The sequence below is a fragment of the Maribacter thermophilus genome (genome assembly GCF_001020565.1).
Taxonomy (GTDB): domain Bacteria; phylum Bacteroidota; class Bacteroidia; order Flavobacteriales; family Flavobacteriaceae; genus Maribacter; species Maribacter thermophilus.
Map to the genome: position 1 here is coordinate 2,603,621 of NZ_LDAS01000001.1, position 24,534 is coordinate 2,628,154.

Here is a 24,534-nt window from a genome sequence, read left to right on the forward strand (position 1 = left end):
TAAAACAATAAATATATTATGTAATCTTGCCCCCATTTAGTTTTTAGATAACTAAAACACCCTACACAAATGAACCCTTTTAAATAAAACCATTGAAACATCTTATCATTTTCTTACTTCTTATTTCATTTTATACGCAAGGTCAAAGTGTAATAAATGACAGTATTGATACCCGTTGGGAAATGTTCACTTACGATATGGGAAGTATTTTTAAAGGCATTGGACATTCTTATACCAGACCCCTGCACTGGCAGGGTAAAGATTGGGGCAATCTTGGCTACACTATGGGGGGCACAGCTATCATCTATCTTGTAGATACCCCGGTAAGCGACTATTTTGTAGGTATCAAACAAGATGTACCCGAGGTAATACGTGATTATGGATTTGAATATGGAAGCCCTACATACAATTATATGGTAACCGGAGGTGTCTACGTAACAGGACTTGTCATTAAAAACGAAAAACTCAGAAGAACGGGAGTCTTATTGATCGCTTCTGCCTCATCTGCCGGATTATTGCAGCAAATACTAAAATCTGCCGTAGGTCGTGCAAGACCCCTGAGCGGCAAGAGCAAAGACACTTTTAATCCATTTTGGTCAGGAGACAAAAATTATCATTCGTTCCCTTCGGGCCATGCGATATTAGCAATGACCAATGCACATGCAATTGCCAAACAATTTAGCAATGTCTGGGTAAAGACAGGCATATATACCTTGGGCTCCATACCAGCCATATCAAGACTTTGGGAAGGCAAGCACTGGCTGTCAGATGTAGCACTTGGTGTTGCCATAAGCATTTTTACGGTAGAATCCATAGACCGCTATCTAGACAGCAGATACGACGAAAAATACAATGATCACAACAAAAAATTGGCTTGGAACCTCAGTTTCGGACCTGGACAGGTAGGTCTTCAAATTCAGTTTTGACCTCTAAATCTACTTAGCAAAGTAAATGTAGATACCCACAACAATAAGCACAATGGCGATACCTACCTCTTTTACATATTTGTAAGGAGAAATATCGACTTGCTCTGTATACTTTAACTCAAAAGCTTCTTTTCTTGGACAAAACTTACCAATCACGAGCATTATGATGCAATTCATTACAAATAAAATAGCCATAACATGTAAATAGTGCGGATACGCATCCGCCTCTACCAAATTTAATTGGGCCGGATCGGTAATACCCGCATTTTTAGCTTCTTCCAAAGCTTTGTCAACGAAATGAGGTTTCATTATGAACTGACTTAGAATATACAGGGCAGAACCTGAAAAAATTCCAATTTTAGCTGCTATGGCAGGTACTCTTTTTGTTAAATAACCAATGACGATAATTGTAAAAATAGGGATACTGTAAATACCGTTAATTTCTTGCAGGTAATTAAAAAGGCTTCCCGCATTCGCAATCAAAGGAGCTATGAACATTGCCGCCAAGGCCAAACATATACCAAATATTTTACCGTATTTTACCACGGTTACCTCAGAGGCATCTTTATTTATATGTTGTTTATAGATATCTATACCAAAAAGGGTTACAGAGCTGTTTAGAACACTATTAAAAGAACTCAATATTGCACCGAACAAAACAGCCGCAAAAAACCCGACCAAGGTTTTTGGTAGAACGGCACGTACCAATTCTGGATATGCCAAATCACTCGATGACAACCCACCATCAAAATAGTAATAGGCTATCATACCCGGCAATACTAGAATAATAGGTCCTAAAATCTTTAAAAAGGCGGCCAACAACAATCCTTTCTGCCCCTCTGCCAAGTTTTTGGCTCCTAGAGCCCTTTGTATGATCTGTTGGTTGGTTCCCCAGTAAAAAAGTTGAACCAACATCATTCCTGTAAAAATGGTTACAAACGGTACTTCTTGCCCTTTCTCCCCTGTAGAATCAAACCTTTCGGGATTGGCGCTCATCAAAACATCCAAACCATGGGTAACACTACCGTCGCCAATAGCCATAAGACCAAAAATAGGAATCAGAATACCTCCTATTATCAAACCTACAGCATTAATACTATCCGATACGGCTACCGCCTTTAAACCTCCAAAGACAGCATAAATAGAACCTATAACCCCAATACCCCATATACAATAGATAAGGGCGGAAGATTCTGATATTCCGAACATACCCGGCACATCGAACATTCCACTGATAGCCACAGAACCAGAGTATAATATTACCGGAAGCAATACTACTACATACCCTGTTAAGAACAATCCGGAGGTTATTGTTTTTGTAGATACATCAAACCTATCCGCCAAAAATTGGGGCACTGTTGTTAATCCTCCTTTTAAATACCTGGGTAATAGAAAAATTGCGGTGACCACCATAGCCATAGCGGCCAAGGTCTCCCAAGCCATAACAGATAGTCCGTCTTTATATGCACTACCGTTTAATCCTACAATCTGCTCGGTAGAAAGGTTGGTCAACAACAAAGAACCTGCGATTACACCCGCTGTTAGACTCCTACCCCCTAAAAAATATCCATCAGATGATTTCTCATTGGTAGAACGTGTTGCATACCATGCAATGACAGCCACTAGTAAAGTAAAGCCCAAAAAAGAAAATATTGAGAGAAAATCCATATTAGAAATTATATTCTTGGTTAATTGAAATCACAATAATATTTATATCGCCCATATAACAAACAGCACGCCTAAATATTCGACGTAGAACAAAAAATTATGAAAACAATATAAAATGACGGCCTCTAATATAATACATACAGAATTACTGTTCACATATTACAGATTAAATAAAAAAAACTTTTGTTACATTTATACAAAACTACTTTTAAATGAGGCATTTATTATTTTACCTTAAGTTCTGCCCACTTTGCTTTTATTTAAAAGTCAATATCGATATCGATACCACATGGAAATTTAGGCAAATGATTTTTGCCGCAATAGATGCCCAAATAGAACATTTAGAATAAAAACCATTTAAATACGTTCAGTCTTGGGATTGCTGAACAAAAAAACAAGCCTATATCCTGTATACATAAAAATCAAATACATAATTAAACACAAAATCATGAAAAAACAATTGCTATCATTCTTTGCCATGTTGGTCATCGTAAGCGCATCTGCCCAAAAATTAAAAATACAGGAAGGTGATTATAAAAATTTAAAAGGGATAGACACCTATAGTTTGGTATTTGACTATACCGATGTACAAATTCCGAAATTTGACAATGAAGAAGCGTTCTTGAAAGATAAAATGGACAAAAGGGAAGAGAAAAAAGCTGGAGATGGCGAGCGTTTTAAAAATGATTGGTTTAGTGATCGTCCCAATCGTTACCATCCTAAATTCATTGAATCGTTCAACAAAAGGTTTGATGACGGGGTTGTTTCGGTCACCGAAGATGCCGCCGATTACACCATGAAAATACATACTTCAAAAATTTACCCTGGATATAATGTTGGTATTGTAAGACACAATGCCGAAATCGACGCTACGTTCACTATTTATAAGACGAACGACCCATCAAACATACTTTTCGAAGGTAAATATAAAGATGTACAAGGCTATGGTTCAATGGGATATGATTACAATTCTGGCGACAGAATTGCCGAATGCTATGCCAAACTGGCCAAGAACATTGCCAGTGTAATTAAGAAAAAGGTTTTAAAATAAAGACCGAAAATAATTGAATTACCTGAACGCCAACAGTTAACTGTTGGCGTTTTCTTTTTCCATATCGGTTATATGCGCCACTGTTTTCACCAACCTGTGATGGTTTTTAACGAACGGATTCGTTTTGTCCCACACATAACCTGCAAGCACTGCACATATCTGTGACTTGATAACAGGATTTTCAGAATCGGCAAAGAAAATTTTCTGCAAATTCCCCGTATACCATTCTTTCACATAGGTAGAAAAAACACGCACCCCTTCTAATATATACTCCGAATATTCGGTTTCCCAATCAACCGATTGCCCTCTTAGTTCTTTTGCTATCAGTTTTGCCGACAAATGTGCAGATTCCGTGGCAAAAGCCACCCCTGACGAAAATACCGGATCTAAAAACTCGGCACTGTTACCCGTAAGTACATATCCATCCCCATATAACTGTTTAACAGATTTGGCTATATTCTTTACCACCCTAGGCTCAAACTCGTAAGGTAAGTCTTTAAACCTTTCATAATAATGGTCGGACAGCTTCATCATTTCTTGAAGTTTCTCTGTATTGGTACCTTTAAAAGATGCCAAATATTCGGTTGGCCCTACGTACCCAATGCTGGTATAACCGTTAGAAAAAGGAATCACCCAAAGCCAAGTTTCCTTACTTACGATATCAAAGGTAATTCTATGTCCCTCCCAACCTTCCGGTCTATTTACATCCTTTACATGGGTAAATATAGAAGAGTGCTTGGGTATTTCCGAAGGTTTGTCCAGATCTAACAATCTGGGCAATACCCTACCAAAACCACTGGAATCTATTATAAACCTAGCTTCGATTTTTGATGTGTTCCCCTCTTTGTCCAGAATAGTGGTAATGGAACTACCGTCAACAAAATCGACCTCAGTAACCTCTTTTTCAAAATCGATATCAACACCCCTATTTGTTAGTTCGTCTGTCAAGGTTTTATCAAAATCGGCACGCGGCACCTGCCAAGTCCAGCTCCAACCATCGGTATGTTTTTTGCTAAAATCAAATTCACAGGCTTTGGCTCCCTGTAAGAATCGGGCTCCAGTCTTAATTTCAAAACCTTTTTCCTTTAGGCAATCCAATAGCCCTACAGCCTCAAAATGATCCATACACCTGGGAATAAGGCTTTCACCGATAACAAATCTAGGAAACTTGTTCTTCTCGACTACTTTAACCGAAAAGCCCTCATTAAACAGATAAGAAGCCGCTACCGAACCAGAAGGTCCGGCTCCTATAATCAACACATCTACTTTTTCTTTTTTCTCCATTGGATTATTTCCCTGACAATAAGTACCCTAATTCGCTAATTATTTTAAATTTGCGCAACAAAAATCTTTTTTTATCAAGACTAAGGTATTATATAAACCTTACAGAATCAACCATACATGCCAGAAATTACAGGAAGCTTAGGAATTAAGGAATTTTACGATGTCATATTTGACAAAAAAGACATTCAACTTTCGGACAAACTTCTAAGCACGGTAGAAGAAAGCCATAACTTCTTAAAAGAATTTTCAAAAAATAAAGTCATTTACGGTGTAAATACCGGATTTGGCCCTATGGCCCAATACAAGATAAAAGACTCCGAAACATTGGAGCTACAGTACAACCTTATCCGCAGCCATGCCTCCGGAACGGGAAACCCCATTCCACCCAAATATGTAAAGGCGGCCATGCTGGCAAGGTTAAACACTTTAAGCTTGGGCAATTCTGGAGTTCATGTATCGGTCATCAAGGTAATGGCAGAATTGCTGAACAAAGACATCACCCCTTTAATTTATGAACATGGAGGTGTTGGGGCTAGCGGAGACCTGGTCCAATTGGCGCACTTGGCGCTTGTACTTATCGGTGAAGGCGAAGTTTTCTACAAAGGAGAAAGAAGACCTACATCAGAAGTATTTAAAATAGAAGGCATACAACCTATAAAAGTAGAATTGCGAGAAGGGCTGGGGCTAATAAACGGTACTTCGGTAATGACCGGTATAGGTATCGTAAACATCATCTATACCCGTAGATTGTTAGAATGGGCCATTGCCTGCTCTTCTGCCATCAATGAAATTATGCAGGCCTATGACGACCACCTCTCTTTTGAACTCAACCAAACCAAAAGACACAAAGGCCAACGAGAGATCGCACGATCAATGCGCAGCCATTTAGAGGATAGTACTTTAACCAGAAAAAGAGAACATCATTTATACAATGCCAACAATGATGTTGCCGTATTCGAAGAAAAAGTACAAGAATACTACTCTATTCGTTGTGTACCTCAAATTTTAGGGCCCGTGTTGGACACCTTGAACGAGGTTGAACGAATTTTGATAGAGGAAGTAAATTCTGCCAACGACAACCCTATCGTAAATATCGAAAAACAAAATGTATACCATGGCGGTAATTTTCATGGCGATTACGTCTCATTGGAAATGGACAAACTTAAAATAGTCGTTACAAAAATGAGTATGTTGGCCGAAAGGCAACTTAATTACCTTCTTAACTCTAAGTTAAACGATATCTTGCCTCCTTTCGTTAATTTAGGTACATTAGGATTAAATTTCGGAATGCAAGGTGTACAGTTCACGGCTACATCGACAGCAGCAGAAAACCAAATGCTGTCCAACCCCATGTACGTGCATAGCATACCAAACAACAATGACAATCAAGACATTGTAAGTATGGGTACCAATGCGGCCCTAATTACAAAAAAAGTAATTGAAAACGCGTTCGAGATAGTTGCCATAGAAATGATAACTATTGTACAGGCGATAGAATACTTGGAAGTAAAGGACAAAGTTTCCTCGAAAACCAAAAAAATGTACGATGCTGTTCGTAAAATAGTTCCCCCATTCAAAAAAGATAAGGTAATGTACCCTTATGTAAATGAAGTAAAGAACTATATTATAAACCATCAAAATAAAAAGTCATGAAAAAAGCTTTCTCGTTATTACTGGTATTATGCGTCACAATGTCCTTTGCCCAAGAATTGGCCTTGGTACGTGAAGACGGTCTGTTCGGATACATCAACAAGTCCGGGGAATATGTTATAAAGCCCCAATACAAGGTAGCCAAAAGCTTCTCTGAAGGTTTGGCCGCAGCAGAGAAAGATAAAGCCTGGGGTTTTATCAACACAAAAGGGGAATGGGTCATTGAACCCACGTACGATAAGGTAAAATACTACAATTCGGGCTATGCATTGGTTCTTAAAGATGATCAATGGAAATACATAGACAAGAACGGGAAAGAACTGAACACCCCTGCAGCGGACAAATATTACGATTTTGAGGAGGGTGTGGCCCTAATTCGACAAAACGACAAAATAGGCCTTATGGGTACCGATGGCAAGACCATTCTAGAACCCACCTATGATGAGATAAAAAAATTTAGGGATGGCTACGCCAAAGCCAGAAAAGGAGAGCTATGGGGCATGATCAACAATAAAGGAGAAATAATCATCCCCTTTGAATATGAAGAGATTGGAAACACCTATAACGCCTCTGGTGTGTACGGTAAAAAAGGAAATGATTTTGGCATTATACACAATGGATCTTTCAACATCATCGATGGAGCCGACAAAGTATGGAACTTCCATGGCGATTCTGGTCTCACTTATGCCAGAAAAGATAAAAAAACGGGTTTCGTCAACTCAAAGGGAGAATGGGTTATACCACCTACATATAGCAAAGCCAGGGCATTCTCAAATGGACTGGCACCCGTTGCCAAAGACAAAGAATGGGGATATATAGATACAGAAGGTAAAACGGTCATAGATTTTCAATATAAGGATGCAGAGGTATTTTCTGCGAATGGATTTGCCCCGGTAAAAGAAAAAAATTGGGGATTTATTGATACTTCGGGTAACATGATAATTCCGACAGATTACAGTATTACGGCAGGATTGGCATTTTTAGCAGGTAATAACGACAAAGGTTTTTTAGGCGACTATGCCAGATTAAAATCCAAAAAAGGATGGGGCTTCTTTAATACAAAAGGAGAGCTTTTAGGTAACAAATGGTTTCAAAATGCGGAACCGTTCGTAAAGAATTAAAAAGGAACTTAAAAAATTACATGGGAAAGGAAAAGACCAAGTACGCACTGGTAACAGGCGGATCTAGAGGAATTGGAAGAGCTGTTTGCATACAATTGGCCAAAGACCTCGATTATAAATTACTGATAAATTACAACACTAATAAGACAGCCGCCGAAGAAACACTTTCCTTAGTGGAAGCGGCGGGCGGATCTGGAGAAATACTGCAATTCAACGTTACCGATAACGAAAGTGTCAAATACAGCCTAGACAATTGGCATAAAGAAAACGAAAATGCGGTCATCGAAGTGTTGGTAAACAATGCGGGAATAAAAAAAGATGGTCTTTTTATGTGGATGAGCCCAGAAGATTGGTCTTCTGTCATCAACACCAGCCTTAACGGCTTCTACCATGTAACCAATGCCTTGATACAAAAATTATTGGTTAATAAATACGGAAGAATAATTAACATAGTTTCCGTATCCGGATTAAAAGGCACTCCGGGACAGACCAACTATTCTGCAGCGAAAAGCGCCGTAATCGGTGCCACCAAAGCCTTGGCGCAAGAAGTAGCCAAAAGAAATGTAACCGTAAACGCAGTGGCACCGGGGTTTATAGAAACCGACATGACCGAAGAATTAGACGAGTCGGAACTTAAAAAAATGATACCCGCAAACAGGTTTGGCAAACCAGAAGAGGTGGCCGCGGTAGTCTCATTTTTAGCCTCTAAAAAGGCGTCTTATATTACAGGAGAGGTAATAAATATTAACGGAGGTATTTATTCATAGAAAAGAAGAGGATGATGAAGCGAGTAGTAATTACCGGCATGGGCATCTATTCTTGTATAGGCAAGAATCTAGACGAAGTAAAAAAATCTCTTTATGAAGGAAAGTCCGGAATATCCATTGACCCAGTTCGTACCGAATTCGGCTATAGATCTCCATTAACGGGTATTGTTCAAGACCCTGACCTCAAAAAATTACTTTCCCGCAGACAACGTATAAGCATGGGAGAGGAAAGCAGATATGCTTATGTAGCATCTCTCGAAGCAATGCAAAATGCCCGAATAGACCAGGCTTTTTTTGATAAAAACGAAGTGGGCATTATCTACGGTAACGATAGTACGGCCCTATCCGTTGTAGAATCCATAGATACCATCAAAGAAAAAAAAGACACAACACTGGTGGGCTCAGGAGCCATTTTCAAGGGCATGAACTCTACGGTGACCATGAACCTTTCAACCATTTTTAAACTAAAGGGCATTAACCTCACCTTAAGTGCCGCATGCGCCAGTGGATCACATTCAATAGGGCTAGCCTACCAACTAATAAAAAGTGGCCTACAGGACTGTATTATTACAGGTGGCGCGCAAGAAACCAATCATATATCCATGGCCAGTTTTGACGGTTTGGGCGTATTCGCCATTAGACCCGACGAACCCACTAAGGCATCTAGGCCTTTTGACAAGGACCGAAACGGACTAATACCCAGTGGCGGCGCGGCCACCGTCATCTTAGAAAGTTATGAATCTGCGGTAAAACGCGGGGCACCCATCTTGGCAGAAGTAGTTGGGTATGGCTTCTCTTCCAACGGCGACCATATTTCTACACCTAATGTTGACGGTCCAGCAAGAGCCATGAAAAAAGCACTAGCGGACGCTACCCTTAAAACCTCTGATGTAGATTATGTGAACGCCCATGCAACCTCTACGACCGTTGGCGATGCCAATGAAGCAAAGGCCATTCATGAAGTTTTCGGAGAGAATAAACCATTTGTAAGTTCTACAAAATCAATGACAGGCCACGAGTGCTGGATGGCAGGGGCCAGCGAAGTGGTCTATTCAATGTTAATGATGCAAAACAGTTTTATAGCTCCGAATATTAACTTGGAAAATCCAGACGAAGATTCTGCCAAACTAAACATTGCCCGTAAAACGATAGATAAAAAAATTGACGTATTTTTGTCCAATTCATTTGGATTTGGCGGAACAAATTCCGCTTTGATCGTAAAAAGTGTTGACCAATAATGATGACCAAACAAACCATAATCGAAAAAATTAACGACTTTCTCATAGATGACTTTGAGGTAGAGGAAGAAGCATTGGAGCCTAGTGCCAACCTTAAAGAGGCCATTGGCCTTGACAGCCTTGATTTTGTGGATTTAGTGGTCGCCGTAGAAAGTAATTTTGGGGTCAAGTTGGTAGGTGAGGATTTTGTCAACATCGTAACACTGCAAGATTTCTATGACCTAATAGAAAGAAAACTGGACTAAGCAAAATTCCAAGAACCAAAATTCAATGGCAACCGAGTGGAAAGGAAAATCAAAAGGTACTCTCCTAGGATATAAACTGTACATTTTTTTCCTTAAAACTTTTGGAATAGGTACCGCCTATTTTATACTTAGGTTTATTGTCCTTTACTATTTTCTGTTTTCTTTCGAAAGCTCAAAGGCCATCTACTATTACTTTAAAAAACGATTAAAGTATTCTACATCAAAAAGTATCTTGTGCATATATAAGAACTATTATATGTTGGGCAAAGTACTCACCGACCGGTTTGCCATATCCACCGCATTTAAGGATAAGTTCACCTACACACATGACGGAATTGAACATATAGACCATTTGTTAAAACAAAATAAAGGAGGCATTCTTATTAGTGGCCACATAGGCAACTTTGAAGTGTCTCATTATTTTTTGGAAAGTCGATACTCCATTTCAAAAATACATATGGTAACCACCCATGCCGAAAGGGAAAACATCAAAGAGTACATGGAAAGCCAAGTGTCGGAATCATCTATGGAGTTCATAGTTGTCAAAGACGACATGTCACATATTTTTGAAATTCATGCGGCATTGGACAAAGGAGGATTAGTAGTTTTTACAGGAGATCGCTATCTTCCCGGAACCAAAACCTTAAAGCAAGAATTTTTGGGAAGCGAAGCGGAATTCCCTATGGGACCTTATGTTTTGGCGTCTCGCTTAAAAGTTCCGGTACTTTTCGTATATGTTATGAAAGGACCGAAAAGAGAGTACCACTTATATGCTAGAAAGGCGGTAGCAAAGGCCAGGGACCCCCAGGCGCTGCTAAAAGAATATACCCTTAGCATGGAATGGATATTGAAAAAATACCCCCTACAATGGTTTAATTATTTTGATTTTTGGAAAGACAGCCTAAAAAAATGAAAGAAGTACTAATTGTTTACTACACCCAAACAGGTCAACTCTTGACCATATTGGAAAATATGGCCAAAGAAATACATGGAGAAGGTATAAACATTAATTACTTCGAAATAATCCCCGACCCCATCTTCGAATTTCCGTGGGAAAACAAGAAATTCTATGATGTCTTTCCTGAGTCATTTTTACAAATACCCCGTAATTACCAGCTTCCGCCCCAAGAGGTATTGGATAAGAAATATGACCTTGTATTGCTGGGCTATCAGGTTTGGTACCTGACGCCGTCCATTCCGGTAAACTCATTTTTAAAATCGGAAGCCGCGAAAAAAATATTAAAGGACACCCCAGTAATTACGGCAGTCGCCTGCAGAAATATGTGGCTCATGGCCCAAGAAAAGATGAAACGTCTGTTACGTGATGTTGGAGCAAATTTAGTAGGCCATGTAGCCCTAGTGGACAGAAACATGAATAACATCAGTGTAATTACCATTGCACACTGGATGCTATCGGGAAAAAAAGACCGCTATTTAGGTATTTTTCCAAAACCAGGGGTGTCCGACAAAGACATACAAGAGGCCTCACGGTTTGGAACCCCGATAAAAGAAGCATTGCTTTCCAATGATTTTACCCACCTACAAGACAAATTGGTTAAAATGGGAGGAGTGGTCGTTAATCCTTTTTTAATAAAGACCGACGAGCGCGGCAATATACTCTTTAACAAATGGGCCAATCTAATTATAAAGAAAGGTGCGCCAGGAACCCCTAAACGCCTGAAATGGATTGGTTTGTTCAAAATTTATTTGTTATTTGCCATATGGGTCATAGCCCCTATAGTTTTTATCGTATTTTTGATAGCTTATTTACCGAGCTATAAACGAAGAAAAAAAGACATAGCTTATTTTTCATCGGTTGAGTTAAAAGAGAATTAATGAAAGACGTATTTATAACAAAAATTGCCAAATTTTTACCAAACAAGCCTGTCTCCAATGAAGAAATGGAGAAAAAACTAGGGGTTATCAACGGAAAGGCCTCCAAAGCCCGTCGTATAGTTCTCAGAAACAACCAGATTAAACAACGCTATTACGCAATCGACGAAAATGGCAATCCAACACACAACAATGCCCAATTGACCAAAGAAGTGGTAGAAAAATTGTGCGACGACGATTTTACGACAAAAGACATTCAGCTATTGTCATGTGGCACCTCTAGCCCCGATCAGATTTTACCATCACATACCGCTATGGTACATGGGTATTTAAAAAACACCAACATGGAAATCAATTCTCCGTCAGGTGCTTGTTGTTCTGGAATGAACGCCTTAAAATATGGATATCTATCGGTTATGACCGACCAAGTGGAGAACGCAGTGTGCGCAGGATCCGAAAGAACCTCATCTTGGATGAAGAACGATGTGTTCGAAAACGAAGTGGAGCATTTAAAAAGCTTGGAAGACAACCCCATGCTGGCCTTCAATAAAGAATTTTTAAGATGGATGTTGTCCGATGGTGCAGGAGCGGTGCTTTTAGAAAGTAAGCCCAACGGGCCCACACCTTTGAAAATAGAGTGGATGGACGGTTATTCATATGCCTTTGAAATGGATGCATGTATGTACGCCGGGGCAGAAAAAAACGAAGACGGCAATTTAAAACCTTGGAGCGAGTTTCCTGCCTCTGAATGGGGCAAAATGTCCCTCTTCGCCATGAAACAAGACACTAGGCTATTAGGCAACAACATACTTGTCAAAGGTGTGGACAGTTTAAAGCAGACTTACGAAAAACACGGCATTGGCCCTGATGACGTAGATTATTACCTACCCCATATTTCTTCTTACTATTTTAAAGAAGGCCTTTATGAGGAAATGGAAAAACAAGGAATTCCAATGCCTTGGGAAAAATGGTTTCTTAACCTGGAACATATTGGAAATATCGGAGCCGCATCCATATACGTAATGTTAGAAGAATTAGTAGCTTCGGGTAAATTAAAAAAAGGAGACAGAATACTTTTACATGTTCCCGAAAGTGCCCGTTTTTCGTATATGTATGCGTATTTAACCGTTTGTTAAATGAGCCTATTAAAACCACCCATTGTAAATTTCGATTTCATAATCGACCTAATACCCCAGAAATGGCCCTTTATAATGGTGGATAAATTGCATCATTTTAGCGAAGAGCAAATCACCTCTGGCTTTACCATCAAAGAAGATAATCTATTTTGCAAAGACAATGTCTTTAACGAACCCGGACTAATTGAAAATATGGCACAAACAGTGGCCATGCATACAGGTTATAAATATTATCTAAAAAACGAACCAGCTCCCATTGGCTATATCGGGGCAATAAAAAAGGCGGAGATTTTTATACTGCCCAAACTAGGGGATGAATTGGTGACCACCGTCGATATTCTGCATGATATTATGGGAGTAACACTGGTAAAAGCCAAGATAGAGTGCAACCAAAAACTAGTAGCGAACAGCGAAATTAAAACAGTTTTAGCCTAACTACTATGGAAGAAGGCCGTTATAAAATAGACATCAAAAAGTTCTTGCCGCACAGACCTCCTATGCTTTTGGTAAGCAACATGCCTTTTATAGGTCCAGAATCCGTAATCACCGAATTCGATATCACCTCCGATTGTATTTTTATTGACAACAACTATTTTGTTGAAGCCGGCCTTATAGAAAATGCCGCACAAACTTGTTCTGCCATTGTAGGCCAAAGTTATTTTGACAAGGAGGATTTAGAAGGCACCAGCAACAAGCTTGTAGGCTATATAAGTGCCATAAAAAAAGTAGAAATCTTTGGCTTGCCCCAAGTCAACGACACCATAGTTACGAAAGCAAGACTTATTTCTAGATACGATACAGAAGGTTTAAGTATCTGCACCATGAGTTCCAGTACTTTTAGAAATGATGATTTAATCGTAGATTGTACTTTAAATTGTCTGATCCAAGAAGTGTAACTATGAAAAAAGAGGAAGTACCTCAAGACAAAAGTAACCTTGCGTCCGCCAACATTCGTGAAATGATGTATGCCGTTGATGAGAATGGCAAATACACTACCTCGTTAAGCACGGGTTGGGACCCCAAGACCATTGCGCTTGACAATGCCATCAAGGAAATAGAAGAACGTATTGCCCTGGCCAAAGAACGTGTAGCCAACAACCAGACCAGCCCCATAGAATACTATATGGAACTGCACAAAATGGATCTTACCGTACTTGCAAGTTATGTAGGACTGTGGAAATGGAGAGTCAAAAGACACTTTAAACCATCTGTCTTTAATAAACTGAGCGACAAAACGTTACAAAAATATGCGGATGTGTTCGACATCAGTATCAATCAACTAAAAACATTTAATGGCGGAGCATCTTAAAATAGACTTTACCCATAATCAGGCTGCCCATTGCGAAAATGGCGTGGTATCTAACTTAATGAGACATAATGGCTTTGAAATAAGCGAACCAATGGTCTTTGGCATTGGGTCGGGACTGCTGTTCAGCTACCTCCCTTTTTTAAAAGTTAATTATGCCCCGGTCTTTACATACCGATCCATGCCTGGTTTTATCTTTAATAAATTCGCTAAGCGTACGGGCATTAAAATGAAACGAGAAAAGTTCACCAACCCAGAACTTGCTAAAAAAAGATTGGACCAAAACCTGGCCAACAACAACCCTGTGGGGTTACAGGTGGGGGTATACAACTTAATCTATTTCCCCGACGAATACCGCTTTCATTTCAATGCCCATAATATGGTGGTATACGGCAAAGAGGGTGATCGCTATTTAATAAGCGATCCCGTTATGGAAGATGTCACCAGTCTCACAAGCAAAGAACTAGAGAAAGTACGCTTCGCCAAGGGAGCTTTTGCTCCAAAGGGGCATATGTACTACCCCACGGCATTTCCCGAAGAGCTAGAACTTAAAAGTGCTATTGTAAAAGGTATTAAACAAACCTCGCGCGATATGACCGCCCCCGTACCTATTGTTGGTGTTAAGGCCATGAAATGGGTAGCTAAGAACATTAGAAAATGGCCAAAAAAACTGGGCACAAAGAAAGCCAACCACTACCTAGGTCAAATTGTTAGAATGCAAGAGGAAATAGGAACCGGCGGCGGTGGTTTTAGATATATTTATGGTGCCTTTTTGCAGGAGGCCAGTGAAATTCTGAAAAACGATCAGTTGATGGAACTGTCAAAAGAAATGACCTCTATTGGCGATGCTTGGCGCGATTTTGCCGTAGATGCATCTAGAATTTACAAAAACAGGAACGCAGAGAGCAGTGGCTACGATGATGTTGCCGCCCAATTAGAAGCATTGGCCGCTAGGGAGGAATCTTTTTTTAAGACCTTAAAGAAATCGGTATAAAACATTCTTAAATTGATTTTTATTCCATGATCCAAATCGACCAACTTTCAAAAAAGTATAAGGATGCAGTACATTTTTCTGTCTCCAATCTGGACTTGAAAATTGGCGAAGGGGAAATTTTTGGTCTCTTAGGTCCCAATGGCGCCGGTAAAACTACCCTTATCTCTATGTTATGTGGTCTTTTAAAACCGTCATCTGGCAATTTTAGCATCCATAACCTAAATTTTAGTTCCAATAAAAATGAATTACAACACCTTATAGGTATCGTTCCACAAGAGTATGCCCTATACCCTAACCTAACAGCTTACGAAAATCTATATTATTTTGGAAGCATGTACGGGTTAAAAGGAAATTCCCTAAAAGAAAGCATACGCTCTCATCTTAAAATATTGGGCCTTCATGAATTTGCACATAAAAAGGTAAAGGCATTTTCCGGTGGCATGAAACGTCGCGTGAATCTTATTGCCGGTGTGTTGCACCAGCCCAAAGTACTGTTTCTTGACGAGCCTACCGTTGGGGTAGATGTGCAATCGAAAACCGTAATCATAGCATTTTTGCGAACTCTGAACAAGGCTGGGGCTACTATAATCTACACCTCGCACCATTTAAATGAAGCAGAACAATTTTGCACTACCGTGGGCATCATAGACCATGGCAAACTTGTTTGTATGGGAACTCCCCAAGAATTAATACAAAAAGAGGAAGGCATTACCGACCTAGAAGGTGTTTTCTTATCATTAACAGGTAAAGCTCTACGTGATCATGCATAAGCTGTTGGTGTCCGCACATAAAGAGCTATTGTTGCTCACCCGAGATCTTGGAGGCTTGGCCGTATTGTTTTTAATGCCGTTGCTATTGGTAATTACCATTACCATTATACAAGACAATACTTTTAAGATCATACAGGAAAATAAAATACCTGTGCTTTTGGTAGATATGGACAAGGGAGATGTTTCAAACCAGGTAAAGCAAAGCTTAAAGAACTCTAATCTTTTTGAAATAGTTCAGGAACAAGAAGAATCCATAGCTCAAGACCTGGTCCAAAAAGGAGCCTATCAATTGGCCATCATACTACCCAATGACCTCACCAAAGACCTTAATTTAAAAATTAGGCAAAATGTAACGGACATTCTGGCCAAATTTGGGGTAGAAGAGGAAAATGCCCCTATCACCGATAGCCCCATATCCCAAAAAGAAATCAGGCTATATTTTGACCCTGCCGCACAACAAACCTTCAAAAGCTCGGTAAGAAACAATGTGGACAAGATGATCGCGCAAATAGAAAGCCAATCCATATATCAGGCTTTTCAAGAAGAATTGGGCGAAGACCCAAGCGAGCCCTTATTTGATACTAAAAGTTTTATCTCTTTCAAGGAAATAATACCCAACGAACACAAAAAAGAAACAATACCCAACTCAACACAGCACAATATACCCGCCTGGACCTTGTTTGCCATATTCTTTATCATATTACCATTGTCGATCAACATGGTGAACGAAAAAAACCAGGGTACCTTTGTACGTTTAAGAACACTGCCGGTAAAGTATGCTACGGTACTGGGAGGAAAAGCCTTGGTTTTTTTGACCGTATCGATACTACAGTTTGTATTGATGTTGTTGTTAGGAATATACCTATTTCCCTTATTAGGACTTCCTAAGCTAGATGTTTCGGGAAGAATACCGCTTCTCATGCTCGTGGCCCTTTTTGCAGGCTTGGCCGCCGTGGGATTAGGCTTATTATTAGGTACCATTGCCAAATCTCAAGAACAATCCGCCCCTTTCGGAGCTACATTTGTAGTAATTTTAGCAGCTATCGGAGGAGTCTGGGTTCCTGTTTTTGCCATGCCTCCCTTTATGCAGACAATTTCTAAGCTATCTCCTATGAATTGGGGTCTAAATGCCTTTTATGACGTATTTTTACGCAATGTAGGATTCAAAGAAATTGTTCCGGAGCTGTCATTACTTCTACTGTTTTTTATAGCCACAACTGTAATCGCAATTCTATATAACGAAAGAAAAAATGCAGTCTAGCAACCAAAAAGAAATTAGCCATCTTAGTAAGATACGGGTTCGTTTTACCGAAACAGATCCCCTAGGTATCGTATGGCACGGTAATTATATCCAATATTTTGAGGATGGAAGGGAAGCCTTTGGGCGGCACCATGGAATTTCATATCTAGACCAAAAAAAACATAATTTTTCTACCCCTATCGTAAAATCTACCTGCGAACACAAGCTTCCGTTACGATATGGTGATGTAGCAGAAATAAAAACGACCTATATAGACTCCCCGGCCGCCAAAATGATATTTAAATACGAAATATACAATCCTGATGGCGAGGTAGTATGCATCGGGGAAACGGTTCAGGTATTTGTAGAATTAGAAGGGGAACTATCTTTGGTCATCCCAGAGTTCTTTTTAAAATGGAAGAAAAAAGTAGGTTTAATTAATGAGTAAAATTTATTTGTCACATAACAACATTGTTTCTTCCTTTGGTTTTAACAGTATTTCTGCAATAGAGGGTATTCGCAACCAGGTTAGTGGGCTTTCGCTCTACGAGGACAAAAAGATTCTTGGCACTCCTTTTTGTTCGTCAAGGATACATCAAGAAAAACTACAGGAACATTACAGTGCATTGTCCCCGAACGAAGAGCATACACGTTTAGAACAAATGATGTTGGTCTCCCTGTCCGATTGCCTAAAGAAGGCTAATATAAAATTGACAGAAAAAACCGGGTTGATCATTTCGACCACCAAGGGCAATATCGATGTTCTGGAAAACGAAAGTAAGTATCCTGAAAGTAGGGCCTATTTGCCCGTTCTTGGAGAAAAAATACGGCAATTCCTTGGTTTTGGCAACAAGCCCATTATCATATCCAATGCATGTGTTTCGGGCATACTGGCAATAGCAGCCGCTAAACGCTTTATAAAACAGGGTTTATACGATGATGTGTTTATTGTAGCTGGCGACTTGGTAACACCATTTATACTCTCTGGCTTTAATGCTTTTCAGGCACTGAGCACAGAGCCATGTAGGCCTTATTGCAAGACCAGAACCGGAATAAACATTGGTGAAGTAGCAAGCAGTGTTTTGGTAACCAACGACCCATCTAAAACAACCGATGAGTCGGTAATAGTGCTTGGGGAAGGTTCTTGTAACGATGCCAATCATATTTCGGGTCCATCGCGAACAGGCGAGGGATTACTAAGAAGTGTAGAGGCAGCCATAAAACAATCGGAACTACAATCTGGCGATATCGATTACATTTCGGCCCATGGCACAGCAACCATGTACAATGATGAAATGGAATCCATTGCTTTTGAAAGAGCAAACCTATCAAACACGCCATTGAACAGTTTAAAAGGATATTTTGGACACACTTTAGGGGCTTCCGGCCTATTGGAAACGATTATTGGCATGCATTCGCTGCATCAAAACACTTTATTTGCATCCTTGGGTTTTCAAGAATTGGGGGTGTCACGACCATTGAACATAATTAAAGAGACCACCTCTAAAAATATAAACACTTTTTTAAAAACGGCTTCCGGTTTTGGAGGCTCTAATACCGCCGTCGTTTTTCAAAAAGCCCAAGTATAGTTGATAATAAATGGGATAGTATTAAATTCGCCATTTTAATTTTGTGAAAGAACGTAATGTCAAAAAAGAACATCAAAGCTATTGATGCATTACAAGAGGCTCAAAAAATAGCTTTTGCCCCTTTTGTTTTTCAAACAACAGTTTCCCTAAAAAACCTTGGTATCTTCGATTATATTTTTGCGAACAATGCCAAAGGTGGCGTTACGCTCAAAGAAATCTCCCAAGCCCTTTCTATAAGCGAATATGGCCTTAGCGTACTATTAGAAATCGCCGAAAGTGCCGATATTGTTTATGTAGACGAAAACGGAAAATACGAACTTAGTAAAATCGGATACTTCTTGAGCTACAACCCTATGACCGAGGTAAACCTAAATTTCACCCAAGATGTCTGCTACCAAGGGTTGTTTCATTTACAAGAAGCCATAGAAGAACAAAAACCGGCGGGTCTAAAAGAATTGGGCAATTGGAAAACCATCTACGAGGGGCTTTCTCAATTAAACCCCAAAATTCAAAAATCTTGGTTCGATTTCGACCATTTTTATTCCGATGGTATTTTCGATGAAGCCCTGAAGATTGTTTTTAAGCACAAACCAAAGCTCCTATTTGACATTGGAGGCAACACTGGTAAATTCGCCATTCAATGTTGTTCTTACAATGATGACATAAATGTGCGCATTTTTGATTTACCGGGCCAATTAAAAAAGGCATTAAAGAATACAGCTGACAAAGGTTTTGGCGATAGGGTAAGTGGCACCGAAATAGATTGGCTTTCGGAAAAACCCTCTATTCCCCATGGTGCGGACACCATTTGGATGAGCCAGTTTTTGGATTGCTTTTCAAAAGAGGAAATTTTAAAAATTCTCAAAACCACTGTAAAGGCAATGGATACTGAAACCGAGCTTATCATCATAGAAACCTTTACGGACCGCCAAAAATTCGACAACGCGAAATTCACATTAGAAGCAACCTCTTTATATTTTACCGCCCTTGCCAATGGCAACAGTAAAATGTACAAGGCCACCGAGCTTATTGAACTAGCCGACCAAGCAGGATTGAGTGTTAAAGAAGATGTTAATTTAGGGGAATTCCATACCTTGTTCGTCTGTAAAAAGAAATAGAATTTTTGAAAAACGATTTCTACATACAAAGCTATAGCCATGTTAAAAACGGGGAAGTGTCCGTAAACGGAAAAACCGTTTTTAAAACATCGGAAACCGATTTTAAGTTGGTCATGAAAGCGGCCTACAAAAAATTGATCATAGACCACCCCAAGTTCTTTAAAATGGACAATCTTAGCAAACTGGGGTTCTTGGCCGCGCATGTACTATTAGAAAACGAAAAAGAAAAGAACATAGCCCTGATCCTATCTAACAAAGCATCGAGTTTAGACACGGATCGTACGTATCAAGAATCCATAAAAAATGTCGAGCAGTACTATCCAAGTCCTGCAGTGTTCGTATACACGCTGCCCAACATATGCATGGGGGAAATAAGTATAAAGCATAAATTGTACTCGGAGAATTGCTTTTTTGTAACGGACGAGTTTACACCAAAAACCTTAAGCACTTATGCAAACGAATTATTGGAGAGCAATAAGGCGAGAAAAGCATTATGTGGTTGGGTAGATGTGGATAATGGAAAATATAATGCATTTTTGTATGTTGTGGCAAAGAAGGGTACTTTTGTGCACTCCGAAGCCGAAATAAACCGATTATACTAGAGACCAATGAGTAATTTGAAATTAGAATTAAAAGAAAAGATCATAGAGCAATTAAACTTAGAGGATGTATCCGTTGATGAAATTGCGGACAATGATCCACTTTTCGGCGACGGTCTAGGGCTAGACTCGATCGATGCCTTAGAACTTATCGTAATGCTGGATAAAGATTATGGTATAAAATTGGCCGACCCTAAAGAGGGACGAAAAATTTTTGAGTCCATAGATACTATGGCCGCTTACATTTCTGCCAACAAAGCATAAGGACAGTTATATCTGATCTCATTTAAAAGCGATCAGCAGTAATTTTAATTACTTTCAATGAACCGAGGAATTGCTATTACCGGGATGGGTTTAATTTCTTCCATTGGAAACAATGTAGAAGAAAATTTGGCTTCTTTAACATCCAACAAAACGGGTATTTCGCGTATTACCCAAATAAACACGGTTCATAAGAACGATATTATGGTAGGGGAAATATCCCAAACCAACGATATGCTCGAAAAAAAGTTGGGCCTGGCCCCCAATTCCTATTCAAGAACACCGCTTTTGGGTATTGTTGCCGCCAAAGAAGCTATTGCCCAAGCCGGCATCAGCAATATAAAGGATTGTAAGACGGGCCTTATATCGGGCACCACTGTCGGAGGTATGGACAAGTCCGAACAATACTTCTATGATTATTTTGAAAGTGACGATCATTGGAACCATATCAATGGCCTACATGCTGGCGACTCCACCCAAAAAATAGCCGATGCCCTTGGGCTTACCGAGAGTTTTGTGACTACCATAAGCACGGCCTGTTCTTCATCGGCCAATGCAATTATGTTAGGGGCAAGAATGATAAAAGCCGGCGAACTTGACCGTGTCATTGTAGGGGGATCCGATTGTTTATCAAAATTCACGATAAACGGTTTTAAAACCCTTATGATACTTTCCGACACCTACAACACGCCTTTCGACGAAAACAGAAAGGGATTAAATTTAGGGGAAGCGGCAGCCTTTTTGGTATTGGAATCGGACGAAATTGTCTTAAGGGAGAACAAAAAAGTACTGGCCTATGTAAAAGGGTACGGCAATGCCAACGATGCCTTTCACCAAACGGCATCTTCAGAAAATGGTGACGGTGCTGTTTTGGCAATGGAAAAGGCTTTTCAGACCGCAGGGATAGAACCTTCGGATATAGATTATATAAATGCCCATGGGACCGCAACCCCAAACAACGACCTTTCTGAAGGAAGATCCCTAATACGCATTTTCAACGGCAACGTTCCTGAATTTAGTTCTACCAAGGCTTTTACGGGACACACCTTGGCCGCAGCCGGCAGTGTTGAGGCCATCTATTCGGTCTTGGCACTTCAAAACAATATAATATATCCCAACCTTGGTTTTAAAACTCCCATGAGCGAGTTTGATCTTGTACCTGAAACAATATTAAAGCATAAAGAAATTAATACGGTACTTTCTAATTCTTTTGGTTTTGGAGGTAATTGTTCTACCCTTATTTTTACCAAAGAGGCATGAAAAAGGAAGTTTACATCAATAGTATAGGTTCTGTATCTGTTCAAAAAACATTTGACAGCACTCAATTTTTGGAAGATATCGTCACTTATAACGACACTACGTTAAAAGTAGTGGACCCTAACTATAAGGAATATATTCCGCCTGCGGCGGCTCGCAGAATGGCCAAAGGCATTAAAATGAGTGCTGTAAGCTCAAAAAATGCCATGAAAGAGGCAGGGTTACAAAATGTAGACGCCATTATTGTTGGCACGGGGTTGGGCTGCCTTGGGGATTCTGAAAAATTCGTAAGCGACATCATCAAAAACGATGAACAGTATTTGACCCCTACGAGATTTATACAGTCCTCACATAATACGGTCGCCGGTTCCATAGCATTGGATATGGGCTGTAAAGGGTACAATTTCACATACGTTAATACCTCTATTTCCTTTGAGTCTAGCCTATGGGATGCAAAATTGCAGTTACAGGCAAATGAAGCTACCCATATTTTGGTTGGCGGTGTAGATGAAATGGTGGACCATCATGTAGATACACATAGGTTCATAGGTCACGTAAAAGATAAGCCCGTGGCCATGGAAGAGGTGCTTTCTTCGCATACAAAAGGTGCCGTCATCGGTGAAGGCTCTCATTTTTTTGTACTGTCGAATAAAAAAGGGAAATCTACCTATTCCAAATTAACGGCCCTAAATATTTACAACACACTGAAAAAAGAAAACATCGCAGAAGTAATTACCGGTTTTCTAAAAGACAACCACCTTCTGTTAAAAGATATCGACGGCGTTATTTTGGGCAATAATGGCGATATTGAGTACGACCACTTTTACACCGACCTGTGCTCTTCGATTTTTGAGAATACACCTCAACTAGTTTTTAAACATCTTTCGGGCGAATTTGATACCGCTACCGGTTTTGGCTTCTGGCTGGCCAACAAAATATTCAAAACTGGTATTGTACCGGAAATAGTAAAATTAAACGATAAAAACATAACCGAACCGAAAAGGTTATTATTATATAATCAATACCGAGGACGAAACCATAGCCTGGTGTTGCTGGAAAAATGCTAAGGCGAAAGACCGTAAATACTGTTTTCATACTTCTAACGGTATTGTTGTTAGGGCTCTCTTTTTTTACTGTTGTTCCCCTAATAGTATATTTCCTTTTTTTCTTCTTTTGGTTATTGATTACCATATGCGGTTCTTTTTTCATACGATGGAACTATCACTACAAATCGCTACACAGCAATAAAAACATTACAAACAATTTTGTCGCCATAACCTTTGACGATGGCCCTCACCCACAATACACGCCCCAAGTATTGAACCTATTAAAAAAACACAACGCCAAGGCCACTTTTTTTTGCATTGGCCAAAATGTCGAGCAACACCCCAATCTTTTTAAGGCAATCATCGACGACGGCCACACCGTCGGAAACCACACCTTTTCACACGCCAGATCCTTTGGTTTTTTTAACGAGGAAGAAGTAAGTAAAGAACTCTATAAGACCATCGATTTGATAAAAAGTATCAGTGGTTTACAAATGAAACTGTATCGCCCTGCTTTTGGGGTAACCAACCCCAGCATAGCAAAAAGTGTAAAAAAATTGAACCTTACCTCTATTGGCTGGAACGTACGTTCTTTGGATACTACCCCGAGAAACGAAAGTATGGTCCTAAAGAGAATTACTTCGAAAATTTCAAAAGGCGACATTGTTCTATTACATGATACCAGTGAAAAAAGTGTGCGTGTTTTGGAACGGTTATTGTTATTTTTGGAAGAGAAAAAACTAAAATCGGTTACAGTAGACCAAATACTACAGATCAAAGCCTATGAATAAATTTTTGGTAATAATGCTCTTTCTCGTAAAAGCGGTTACGGCACAAACAGAGATGACATCTGCCGAAGCACAGGCTCTACGGACCTTGGTTAAAGAAAAGGCCGCTCTCACCAAAACCATTTTGAGCGATTTTACCCAGTACAAACATTTAGATTTTCTTTCCAACGACATCGAATCTAACGGTAAACTTGCTTTTCAGGCACCCGACAAGGTATTGTGGCAATACTCCGCCCCTTTTTCGTATTCGATACTTTTTAAGAACGAAAAGCTTTACATAAACGACAATGGAAACAAGAGCGATCTTAACGTTGGCTCCAACAAACTGTTTAAACAATTAAATCAGCTAATTACCGCTAGTATTAACGGAGATATGTTTATTTCGGACGAGTTTGAGATCGATTATTTTAAGACAGATGATTCCAACATTGTCCATTTTACCCCGAAAGACGCACAGTTTGCTGAGTTTATAAAGACATTTCATATTTCCTTTTCCAAGACCGGGGAAGTTACCAGGGTAAAAATGATAGAACCCAGTAACGATTATACCTTGATCATTTTTTACAACAGAATAGAAAATAAAGCAATACCAGATGCGGTTTTTTCTCAGTAGTACTTTCATAATACTCATAGGCTGTACCCCATAT

General features: G+C 39.7%; 27 protein-coding genes. 25 read left to right on the forward strand and 2 right to left on the reverse strand.

All coding sequences use genetic code 11. From position 1 onward, the window contains the following. The first annotated feature begins 92 nt into the window (after positions 1-92). Positions 93-926: a phosphatase PAP2 family protein gene (locus tag AB657_RS11230; RefSeq protein WP_232304873.1), complete on the forward strand. Its 834-nt coding sequence runs from the start codon at positions 93-95 to the stop codon at positions 924-926. 9 nt (positions 927-935) lie between these two features. On the opposite strand, the gene AB657_RS11235 is transcribed toward AB657_RS11230, so the two are convergent. Beyond that, positions 936-2,594 (reverse strand): solute:sodium symporter family transporter, encoded by a 1,659-nt coding sequence (locus tag AB657_RS11235; protein ID WP_047246569.1) that lies wholly within the window; start codon positions 2,592-2,594, stop codon positions 936-938. A 448-nt stretch (positions 2,595-3,042) separates the two neighbouring features. Here AB657_RS11235 and AB657_RS11240 point away from each other — a divergent pair, with 448 nt between their 5' ends. Further along, a complete protein-coding gene (locus AB657_RS11240) occupies positions 3,043-3,645 on the forward strand; it encodes a hypothetical protein (RefSeq protein WP_047247952.1) in 603 nt (200 codons plus the stop codon). Between the two features lie 36 nt (positions 3,646-3,681). Here the strand turns inward: AB657_RS11240 and AB657_RS11245 are convergent, their stop codons facing one another. Continuing rightward, positions 3,682-4,929, reverse strand: a complete 1,248-nt coding sequence (locus AB657_RS11245) for an NAD(P)/FAD-dependent oxidoreductase (RefSeq protein ID WP_047246570.1) — start codon at positions 4,927-4,929, stop codon at positions 3,682-3,684. 117 nt (positions 4,930-5,046) lie between these two features. On the opposite strand from AB657_RS11245, the gene AB657_RS11250 reads away from it, so the two are divergent. From AB657_RS11250 to AB657_RS11360, 23 genes are read left to right on the forward strand one after another with little or no spacing between them, the layout of a single operon-like run. Next, complete coding sequence (locus AB657_RS11250; protein ID WP_047246571.1) at positions 5,047-6,582, forward strand: HAL/PAL/TAL family ammonia-lyase; 1,536 nt, start codon at positions 5,047-5,049, stop codon at positions 6,580-6,582. Beyond that, positions 6,579-7,700 (forward strand): WG repeat-containing protein, encoded by a 1,122-nt coding sequence (locus AB657_RS11255; RefSeq protein WP_047246572.1) that lies wholly within the window; start codon positions 6,579-6,581, stop codon positions 7,698-7,700. The genes AB657_RS11250 and AB657_RS11255 overlap by 4 nt, the downstream gene beginning before the upstream one ends. Before the next feature lie 20 nt (positions 7,701-7,720). Further along, the gene (gene fabG, locus AB657_RS11260; protein WP_047247953.1) at positions 7,721-8,467 is read left to right on the forward strand and encodes a 3-oxoacyl-ACP reductase FabG; all 747 of its coding nucleotides are present in this window, start codon (positions 7,721-7,723) and stop codon (positions 8,465-8,467) included. Positions 8,468-8,478: 11 nt separating this feature from the next. Continuing rightward, positions 8,479-9,705, forward strand: coding sequence for a beta-ketoacyl-[acyl-carrier-protein] synthase family protein (locus tag AB657_RS11265; RefSeq protein WP_047246573.1), 1,227 nt, complete (start codon positions 8,479-8,481; stop codon positions 9,703-9,705). Between the two features lie 2 nt (positions 9,706-9,707). Further along, positions 9,708-9,950: an acyl carrier protein gene (locus tag AB657_RS11270; RefSeq protein ID WP_047247954.1), complete on the forward strand. Its 243-nt coding sequence runs from the start codon at positions 9,708-9,710 to the stop codon at positions 9,948-9,950. A gap of 25 nt (positions 9,951-9,975) precedes the next feature. Beyond that, the gene (locus tag AB657_RS11275; RefSeq protein WP_047246574.1) at positions 9,976-10,863 is read left to right on the forward strand and encodes an LpxL/LpxP family acyltransferase; all 888 of its coding nucleotides are present in this window, start codon (positions 9,976-9,978) and stop codon (positions 10,861-10,863) included. After that, positions 10,860-11,786 carry a hypothetical protein gene (locus AB657_RS11280; protein ID WP_047246575.1) on the forward strand — a complete coding sequence of 309 codons (927 nt, stop codon included), beginning with the start codon at positions 10,860-10,862 and terminating at the stop codon, positions 11,784-11,786. Before AB657_RS11275 ends, AB657_RS11280 begins: the two co-directional genes overlap by 4 nt. Then, positions 11,786-12,919: a beta-ketoacyl-ACP synthase III gene (locus AB657_RS11285; RefSeq protein ID WP_047246576.1), complete on the forward strand. Its 1,134-nt coding sequence runs from the start codon at positions 11,786-11,788 to the stop codon at positions 12,917-12,919. The genes AB657_RS11280 and AB657_RS11285 overlap by 1 nt, the downstream gene beginning before the upstream one ends. Beyond that, positions 12,920-13,354, forward strand: a complete 435-nt coding sequence (locus AB657_RS11290; RefSeq protein ID WP_047246577.1) for a hypothetical protein — start codon at positions 12,920-12,922, stop codon at positions 13,352-13,354. It begins immediately after the preceding gene. A gap of 5 nt (positions 13,355-13,359) precedes the next feature. Beyond that, positions 13,360-13,815, forward strand: coding sequence for a hypothetical protein (locus tag AB657_RS11295; RefSeq protein ID WP_047246578.1), 456 nt, complete (start codon positions 13,360-13,362; stop codon positions 13,813-13,815). A gap of 2 nt (positions 13,816-13,817) precedes the next feature. Beyond that, the gene (locus tag AB657_RS11300; protein WP_047246579.1) at positions 13,818-14,228 is read left to right on the forward strand and encodes a hypothetical protein; all 411 of its coding nucleotides are present in this window, start codon (positions 13,818-13,820) and stop codon (positions 14,226-14,228) included. After that, positions 14,212-15,219, forward strand: coding sequence for a BtrH N-terminal domain-containing protein (locus AB657_RS11305; RefSeq protein ID WP_047246580.1), 1,008 nt, complete (start codon positions 14,212-14,214; stop codon positions 15,217-15,219). The genes AB657_RS11300 and AB657_RS11305 overlap by 17 nt, the downstream gene beginning before the upstream one ends. Positions 15,220-15,245: 26 nt before the next feature. Then, positions 15,246-15,989, forward strand: coding sequence for an ABC transporter ATP-binding protein (locus AB657_RS11310; RefSeq protein WP_047246581.1), 744 nt, complete (start codon positions 15,246-15,248; stop codon positions 15,987-15,989). Continuing rightward, positions 15,982-17,250: an ABC transporter permease gene (locus tag AB657_RS11315; RefSeq protein WP_047246582.1), complete on the forward strand. Its 1,269-nt coding sequence runs from the start codon at positions 15,982-15,984 to the stop codon at positions 17,248-17,250. The genes AB657_RS11310 and AB657_RS11315 overlap by 8 nt, the downstream gene beginning before the upstream one ends. Beyond that, complete coding sequence (locus AB657_RS11320; protein ID WP_047246583.1) at positions 17,240-17,677, forward strand: acyl-CoA thioesterase; 438 nt, start codon at positions 17,240-17,242, stop codon at positions 17,675-17,677. Before AB657_RS11315 ends, AB657_RS11320 begins: the two co-directional genes overlap by 11 nt. Beyond that, positions 17,670-18,818, forward strand: coding sequence for a beta-ketoacyl synthase N-terminal-like domain-containing protein (locus AB657_RS11325; RefSeq protein WP_047246584.1), 1,149 nt, complete (start codon positions 17,670-17,672; stop codon positions 18,816-18,818). Before AB657_RS11320 ends, AB657_RS11325 begins: the two co-directional genes overlap by 8 nt. A 56-nt stretch (positions 18,819-18,874) precedes the next feature. Continuing rightward, the gene (locus AB657_RS11330; RefSeq protein WP_047246585.1) at positions 18,875-19,936 is read left to right on the forward strand and encodes a methyltransferase; all 1,062 of its coding nucleotides are present in this window, start codon (positions 18,875-18,877) and stop codon (positions 19,934-19,936) included. A gap of 5 nt (positions 19,937-19,941) precedes the next feature. Beyond that, entirely contained in the window at positions 19,942-20,538 is a 597-nt protein-coding gene (locus AB657_RS11335; protein ID WP_047246586.1) for a hypothetical protein, read from the forward strand. 6 nt (positions 20,539-20,544) lie between these two features. Next, positions 20,545-20,799, forward strand: coding sequence for a phosphopantetheine-binding protein (locus AB657_RS11340; protein WP_047246587.1), 255 nt, complete (start codon positions 20,545-20,547; stop codon positions 20,797-20,799). Positions 20,800-20,856: 57 nt separating this feature from the next. After that, the gene (locus AB657_RS11345; RefSeq protein WP_047246588.1) at positions 20,857-22,056 is read left to right on the forward strand and encodes a beta-ketoacyl-[acyl-carrier-protein] synthase family protein; all 1,200 of its coding nucleotides are present in this window, start codon (positions 20,857-20,859) and stop codon (positions 22,054-22,056) included. Further along, positions 22,053-23,120, forward strand: coding sequence for a beta-ketoacyl synthase N-terminal-like domain-containing protein (locus AB657_RS11350; RefSeq protein ID WP_047246589.1), 1,068 nt, complete (start codon positions 22,053-22,055; stop codon positions 23,118-23,120). The genes AB657_RS11345 and AB657_RS11350 overlap by 4 nt, the downstream gene beginning before the upstream one ends. Continuing rightward, entirely contained in the window at positions 23,114-23,890 is a 777-nt protein-coding gene (locus AB657_RS11355) for a polysaccharide deacetylase family protein (protein ID WP_047246590.1), read from the forward strand. Before AB657_RS11350 ends, AB657_RS11355 begins: the two co-directional genes overlap by 7 nt. Then, the gene (locus tag AB657_RS11360) at positions 23,883-24,500 is read left to right on the forward strand and encodes a LolA family protein (protein WP_047246591.1); all 618 of its coding nucleotides are present in this window, start codon (positions 23,883-23,885) and stop codon (positions 24,498-24,500) included. Before AB657_RS11355 ends, AB657_RS11360 begins: the two co-directional genes overlap by 8 nt. Positions 24,501-24,534: the final 34 nt, after the last annotated feature.